The following is a 6,765-nucleotide window of genomic DNA, read 5'->3' on the forward strand; positions in this document are numbered from 1 at the left end:
ATATAGGCTTCCAGTTCCGGCACCTTGTCCGGGTCGGGGCTGAAGAAGGCGTTGTCGTCGACGCTGTCCCAGGTCTTGAACGGGATCTCAATCGGGCCCAATTGGCTCATGTAGCCACGGATCACGATGCCCTGGGTGGCCAGGTATTTCTTGGCGATGGCACCGGCGGCCACGCGCATGGCGGTTTCACGCGCCGAGCTGCGGCCACCGCCACGGTAGTCGCGCTCACCGTATTTGTGGTGGTAGGTGTAGTCGGCGTGGGCCGGGCGGAACAGGTCCTTGATCGCCGAGTAGTCCTTGGACTTCTGGTCGGTGTTGCGGATCAACAGGCCAATGGCGCAGCCGGTGGTGCGACCTTCGAACACGCCGGAAAGAATCTCGACTTCGTCGGGCTCCTGGCGCTGGGTAGTATGGCGGCTGGTGCCGGGCTTGCGGCGGTCGAGGTCACGCTGCAGGTCTTCCAGAGACAACTCGAGGCCTGGCGGGCAGCCGTCGACAATGGCGACCAACGCCGGGCCATGGCTTTCGCCCGCGGTGGTGACAGTGAACAGCTTGCCGAAGGTATTGCCGGACATGCAGGGCGCTCCGTGAAATCAGTTGAATCAACTCAACCGTAATAACTTAAGGCAGCCAGTATACGCAGGCTAACCGAGTAGTTCATCCTCGAAACCTTACCGGTAGACGTTGGTCCAACCGGCACCTTCCTGATGATGGCGTGATGATGCTGCGAGTTTTGCTTTTGACCCTTACCCTGTTTTCCAGCCTTGGCTTCGCCGCCTCCCCCGTCGTGCTGCAACGGCCGATCAGCCTGGACACCGGCAGCGGCGAGCTGTTTGGTTCACTTCTGCTGCCAAAATCCGACAAGCCCGTGCCCGTGGTGCTGATCATCGCCGGCTCCGGCCCCACCGACCGCAACGGCAACAGCGCCGATGGTGCGCGCAACGACAGCCTCAAGCGCCTGGCCTGGGTGCTGGCGCGCAATAACATCGCCAGCGTGCGCTACGACAAACGCGGCGTGGCCGCGAGCCTGGCCGCCACCCCCGACGAACGCAACCTCACCCTGGACGCCTATGTGGCCGATGCGGTGGCCTGGGGCAAGCTGCTCAAGGCCGACAGCCGCATGGGCCAGTTGATCGTGCTGGGCCATAGCGAAGGTGCGCTGGTCGCCACCCTCGCCGCGCCGCAACTCGACCCGGCCGGGGTTATTTCGCTGTCCGGCAGCGCCCGGCCGGTGGACCAGGTGATCCGCCAGCAACTGGCCGATCATCTGCCCCCTGCCCTGTTGCTGCGCAGCAATGAAATTCTCGACCACCTTAAGGCCGGCCAGGTGGATGCCGATGTACCGCGCCCGCTGGAAGGCATTTTCCGCCCCAGTGTGCAGCCGTACCTGATCAGCCTGTTTCGTGCCGACCCGTCGGCCGCCTTCGCCAAACTGAACATGCCGGCTCTGATCATCCAGGGCACCAACGATATCCAGGTCGGCGTGGCGGATGCCCAGCAGTTGCAAGCGGCCAAGCCCGACGCGCAACTGAGCGTGATTCAAGGCATGAACCACGTTATGCGTATCGTGCCCAAGGGTGTAAAGGAACAGCTTGAGTCGTACAACGACCCCAAACTGCCCCTCGCCGCCGAGCTGGGCCAACGCATCGTGCGCTTTATCGACGGACTTCAACCCCGTTAAGCGATTATTTGCCTCCAGTCCTGAATAAAACGGCCGATAAGCCCAGAGTCGACAGTAAAAAGACTGTCGGCTCGCCGGGCTTGGACAGGATCGCGCCGCATGACTACCACCGAAGCAACACCCGAATCTACCGCCGACACCCCGGCCGAAAAACCCGAGGCTGTCGAGGCCGCGGCCCTGCCGTGGGCGGACGTTCAGGCCGAACACTTCAAGATGCTGCGCCTGGCGCCCCTGGCCACTGATCGTGCCACCGGTGCACGGCCGCTGCGGTTCGTACAGTTTGGCTATACCGAACGCCATGACAAGAAACACAGCCTGTTACGCATGGTGATCCAGTTGCCCGGCCAACGTGTGCGCCGCGAGCAGAACCACCTGGATATCTGGGTCGATCACGAGACGCACCGTGTGCACTTCGGCCCGGGTAACAGCCTGGAAATTGAACCGGCCAACCGTGGCCTGGGACGCTTTCTGGTGGCACAGGCCGCCGCGTGGGCGAAAAAGAAGTGGTCACATTACCGCGTAGACGGCGTGGACCTCGCCAACAAGGATGCACTCAACGAAGCCACGCGCCTGCGTCGCGATCATTTCCTGCGCATCCAGGGTTTTGATGTGGCCTACGCCGATGTGCAGCACCTCAAAGGGAACGTGCAACCCGGCAAAGTCAGCGAAGTGCTGGACAGCTGGAACACCGAAAAGGTGCAGTACGTGGAGATCCTCGAAGCTGCGCAAATGCTGCAGCAGGCCGAGCAGAACCTGGCCGAGCAGGAAGTGAAGCTGCGCAAGGAAGAAGAAAAGGTCACCAAGTTCAAGCGCGAGGACAGTGGGCTGCGCTTTACCATTACGTGCCTGGTGGCGTTTACGGTGTTTCAGGCGGGGCTGTTGATCTGGATTGCGACACACCGCTGAAAGGTTGGAATGCATTCCAAATGTGGGAGCTGGCTTGTCGGCTCCCACACTGATCGCGTTCCTATTGCGGAATGAAGTTAAACCCGCGCCGCAAACACCGCCTGATGCGCCCGGCACTGCTCAGCCGTCAGCATGAACACACCGTGCCCGCCGCGCTGGAAGTCCAGCCAGGCAAAGTCGACTTCCGGGTACAGCGCTTCGACGTGCACTTGGCTGTTGCCGACTTCAACAATCAGCAAGCCCTTCTCGGTCAGGTGGTCGGCGGCCTCGGCCAGCATGCGTCGCACCAGGTTCAGACCATCATCGCCGCAGGCCAGGCCCAGTTCCGGCTCGTGCTGGTACTCATCCGGCATGTCGGCGAAGTCTTCGGCATCCACGTACGGCGGGTTGGACACGATCAAGTCAAAACGCTGGCCCGGCAGGCCATCGAAGCCGTCGCCCTGCACGGTGTAGACGCGTTCATCGACACCATGACGCTCAATGTTCTGGTTAGCCACTTCCAAGGCTTCGAAGGACAAGTCGCCCAGCACCACTTCGGCGTCCTGGAACTCGTAGGCACAGGCGATGCCGATGCAACCGGAGCCGGTGCACAGGTCGAGAATGCGCGCCGGCGGCTGGGCCAGCCATGGCTCGAAGCGGTTTTCGATCAACTCGCCAATCGGTGAACGCGGGATCAACACGCGCTCATCGACAATAAACGACATGCCGCAGAACCAGGCTTCCTTCAACAGGTAGGCGGTAGGGACACGCTCGTGGATACGCTTGTGCAGCAAGCGCTGCACATGGGCGACTTCCTCTTCTTCGAGGTTGCAGTCCAGGTAGCTGTCGGCAATTTCCCAAGGCAGGTGCAAGGCGCCGAGCACCAATTGCCGGGCTTCGTCCCAGGCATTGTCGGTGCCATGCCCGAAAAACAGGTCTTCCCCATGGAAACGGCTGACAGCCCAACGGATGTGGTCGCGCAACGTGCGCAGGCGGGAGGTAATCACGGGGGCAAGCTCCTGGAAAAAACGACTGGCGATTCTAACAGCCTTCGCCTGTACCGACGATGTACGAAAACCCTTCACCATCTGTCGGAAATCATTCAAATTGCCATCATTGCGCTGATCAAGCCCACCTCTTGACATGGCTGCACGTCAACAACGGCGTACCTTACGATGGTAGCGATTCACAGAACCGCTCAGCCAGTGGACAATGTGACAAAAGCCCCCCTCACAGGAGCCCCAGAATGTCCGTTCCAAAGACGATGTTTCAACTCAGCGGTCGCGGTTACGCAGCAGCCAACCTGAACCATGCGACCCTCGTGATCATCGACGCCCAGAAGGAATACCTCAGCGGCCCACTCGCCCTGTCCGGCATGGACGCGGCGGTCGACAACATCAAGCAGCTTGTGACAGCCGCGCGTAATGCCGGGCGCCCGATCGTGCATGTACGTCACCTTGGCACCGTCGGTGGCCTGTTCGACCCGCAGGGCGAGCGCGGCGAGTTCATTCCTGGCCTGGAACCCCAAGGCGATGAAACCATCATCGGCAAACTGCTGCCCAGCGCGTTCCATGGCACCGGCCTGGAGAAACACCTGCAAGACCTCGGCTCCCTGGACTTGATCGTCTGCGGTTTCATGAGCCACTCCAGTGTCAGCACCAGCGTGCGCGCCGCCAAGAACCTGGGCTTTCGCTGCACCCTGGTGGAAGACGCCTGCGCCACCCGTGACCTGCCTTACAAAGGTGGCATCCTGAGCGCCGAGCACGTACAGCAAACTGAAATGGCCATCATGGCCGACAACTTCGCCACCCTCGCGTTGACCAAAGATCTGATCTGATCGCCCTTGAGATGAGCGGCGTATTTATTGCCCCGCTCATCCGCAAAGCCCTCTCATTTGGCGCATTTACCGCTGCTGTCGGAACAACCTGTGTATCTTCCGGTCGAAGGGCCGATACCCTGGAGGAAAGGTCGGAATGAAGATATCCGATGGTTTTGACGCTCGTCGCTTGCGCCCCAAAGGCCCGAGCAATTGGCGTCTGCGTTTGGTGGCCGGCTTTGCCGCGTTGCTGGCCATTGTAGGTTTGCTGTTGGCCGGCGCTGGTGGCGCCGGCCTGTTTGGTCATTCGCCGGCCCTTGGCGAGTTGAATGCCAGCCCCGGCGGTTCGGCTATCCTGTTGGTAATCGGACTGCTGGTGCTGTGGTTGGGTGTGTGGTTATGGCGTCGTAGCCGTCGGAAAATGCGTCAGCCGCTGTCACTGAACATCGCTTCGCACTTGATGAAAAAGCACGACTGATGGCGCTTGGATAGCGTTTCCTGCGCCCTGGCCGCCGCGATTTAGGTAAACTGCCCGCCCTTCGCGGAGGCTGACATGCAAGACGACGATTTTTCCCTGTTCAAAAACGAGCTGCGCGGCGTCAAGCCGATCAAGCATGATCGTGCCGACACCGGTAAACCCAAGGCCGACCGGGCACAGATCGCCAAGTTGCGCCAGGCCGCGACCGTGCGCACCGACGCCACCACGGTGGATGGCCTGTCGGACCAGTTCGTGATCGATGTAGGCCCCGAAGACGAGCTGATGTGGGCTCGCGACGGCGTGCAGGAAAGCCAGATGCGCAAGCTCAAGATCGGCCAGATCCCGTTCGAAGGCAGCCTCGACCTGCACGGCATGAACGTGGAAAAAGCCCGCGAAACCCTTTGGGCCTTCCTGGCCGAAGCGACCAAATTCGAAATCCGCTGCGTGCGCGTCACCCACGGCAAGGCCGTGCGCCTGGACGGCAAGCGTCCCATGATCAAGAGCCACGTCAATACCTGGCTGCGCCAGCATGCCCAGGTACTCGGTTTTACCTCCTGCCAGGCCCGCCACGGCGGCGCCGGTGCGGTGTATGTGATGCTCAAGCGCACCATGATGGAAGGGCGCGACGAGTAACAAGTGCCATCGTCAGGCTTGCAGCGATGTGCCCGCCACCGTAACCTTGCGCTTTGCGAAAATCCCACAGGTAGTTTCATGTCCCTGGAACAGAATTACACCGCGATCCTCGGCCAGCTCGGCGAGGACGTTTCCCGCGAGGGCCTGCTCGACACGCCAAAGCGTGCCGCCAAGGCGATGCAGTACCTTTGCCGCGGCTATGAACAGACGCTGGAAGAAGTCACCAACGGTGCCTTGTTCAGCTCCGACAACAGCGAAATGGTGCTGGTCAAGGACATCGAGTTGTACTCGCTGTGCGAACACCACCTGCTGCCGTTTATCGGCAAGGCGCATGTGGCGTATATCCCAAGCGGCAAAGTGCTGGGCCTGTCGAAGGTTGCGCGGATTGTCGACATGTATGCGCGCCGCCTGCAGATCCAGGAAAACCTCAGCCGCCAGATCGCCGACGCCGTGATGCAAGTGACTGGCGCCCTGGGCGTGGCGGTGGTGATCGAAGCCAAGCACATGTGCATGATGATGCGCGGTGTGGAGAAACAGAATTCGTCGATGATCACTTCGGTGATGCTGGGTGAGTTCCGCGAAAACGCGGCCACCCGCAGCGAATTCCTCAGCCTGATCAAGTAACAGGCTGCGTAAGGAAAAGCCGGCGTTCATCGCCGGTTTTTTTTCGCCCGCGAAATTCAGGTAAGCTGCGGCCCCTTCTTCATGGGCAAGAGGTTTTCAGCCATGTTCGTCAAAGCACTTCGAGTGGGTCTCGGCCAAATCATCATCGCGGGCGACTTCCTGACCCGCCCGCGCAAAAAGCAGCGTTCTGCCGAGCAACAGGCACAGGTCAACGCGGCGGCCAAGGAACTGACGCTGTATCAGTTTCACGCCTGCCCGTTTTGCGTGAAGACTCGCCGCACCCTGCACCGCCTGAATGTGCCGGTGGCGCTCAAGGACGCGAAAAACAACGAACAGGACCGCCAGACCCTGCTGGAGCAAGGCGGCAAGATCAAAGTGCCGTGCCTGCGTATCGAAGAGAATGGCCAGACCACCTGGATGTATGACTCCAAGGTGATCATTGATTACCTCGACAAGCGGTTTGCCGCGGTCTGACAGCCGCTGAAGAACCCAAGTGGGAGCTGGCTTGTGTGGGAGCTGGCTTGCCTGCGATACTGACACCTCGGTGTATCAGGTACACCGAGGTGATGCTATCGCAGGCAAGCCAGCTCCCACATTTGTTTGGCTGTGTAATTAAGCCAGTATTACCAGATCCAATAAGGCCGAGCC

Annotated in this window: 9 protein-coding genes; 7 read left to right on the forward strand and 2 right to left on the reverse strand. The window is 60.6% G+C overall.

Features of this window, described 5'->3' with window-relative positions:
* The coding region (gene aroC / locus FEM54_RS20690) for a chorismate synthase (protein WP_138452750.1) at positions 1-575 on the reverse strand (575 nt) is incomplete at its 3' end.
* Positions 576-718: 143 nt separating this feature from the next.
* Between aroC and FEM54_RS20695 the strand changes: the two genes are divergently transcribed.
* Positions 719-1,681 carry an alpha/beta hydrolase gene (locus tag FEM54_RS20695; RefSeq protein WP_017137828.1) on the forward strand — a complete coding sequence of 321 codons (963 nt, stop codon included), beginning with the start codon at positions 719-721 and terminating at the stop codon, positions 1,679-1,681.
* Between the two features lie 99 nt (positions 1,682-1,780).
* Positions 1,781-2,587, forward strand: a complete 807-nt coding sequence (locus FEM54_RS20700) for a hypothetical protein (protein ID WP_138452752.1) — start codon at positions 1,781-1,783, stop codon at positions 2,585-2,587.
* Between the two features lie 77 nt (positions 2,588-2,664).
* Here FEM54_RS20700 and prmB read toward each other — a convergent pair whose 3' ends face one another.
* Positions 2,665-3,573 (reverse strand): 50S ribosomal protein L3 N(5)-glutamine methyltransferase, encoded by a 909-nt coding sequence (gene prmB / locus FEM54_RS20705; RefSeq protein WP_058420625.1) that lies wholly within the window; start codon positions 3,571-3,573, stop codon positions 2,665-2,667.
* 239 nt (positions 3,574-3,812) lie between these two features.
* Between prmB and FEM54_RS20710 the strand changes: the two genes are divergently transcribed.
* The 5 genes from FEM54_RS20710 to FEM54_RS20730 all read left to right on the forward strand — a co-directional run bounded on the left by FEM54_RS20710 (position 3,813) and on the right by FEM54_RS20730 (position 6,591).
* Complete coding sequence (locus tag FEM54_RS20710) at positions 3,813-4,403, forward strand: cysteine hydrolase family protein (RefSeq protein WP_017137831.1); 591 nt, start codon at positions 3,813-3,815, stop codon at positions 4,401-4,403.
* Between the two features lie 136 nt (positions 4,404-4,539).
* A complete protein-coding gene (locus tag FEM54_RS20715; protein WP_056861118.1) occupies positions 4,540-4,860 on the forward strand; it encodes a hypothetical protein in 321 nt (106 codons plus the stop codon).
* Positions 4,861-4,935: 75 nt separating this feature from the next.
* On the forward strand, positions 4,936-5,493 hold the full coding sequence (locus tag FEM54_RS20720) for a Smr/MutS family protein (RefSeq protein WP_017137833.1): 558 nt from the start codon (positions 4,936-4,938) through the stop codon (positions 5,491-5,493).
* A 78-nt stretch (positions 5,494-5,571) separates the two neighbouring features.
* Positions 5,572-6,117, forward strand: a complete 546-nt coding sequence (gene folE / locus FEM54_RS20725; protein WP_003442011.1) for a GTP cyclohydrolase I FolE — start codon at positions 5,572-5,574, stop codon at positions 6,115-6,117.
* Positions 6,118-6,219: 102 nt separating this feature from the next.
* Positions 6,220-6,591: a glutathione S-transferase N-terminal domain-containing protein gene (locus tag FEM54_RS20730; RefSeq protein WP_017137834.1), complete on the forward strand. Its 372-nt coding sequence runs from the start codon at positions 6,220-6,222 to the stop codon at positions 6,589-6,591.
* Positions 6,592-6,765: the final 174 nt, after the last annotated feature.

The sequence above is a fragment of the Pseudomonas edaphica genome (assembly GCF_005863185.1).
GTDB classification, from domain to species: domain Bacteria; phylum Pseudomonadota; class Gammaproteobacteria; order Pseudomonadales; family Pseudomonadaceae; genus Aquipseudomonas; species Aquipseudomonas edaphica.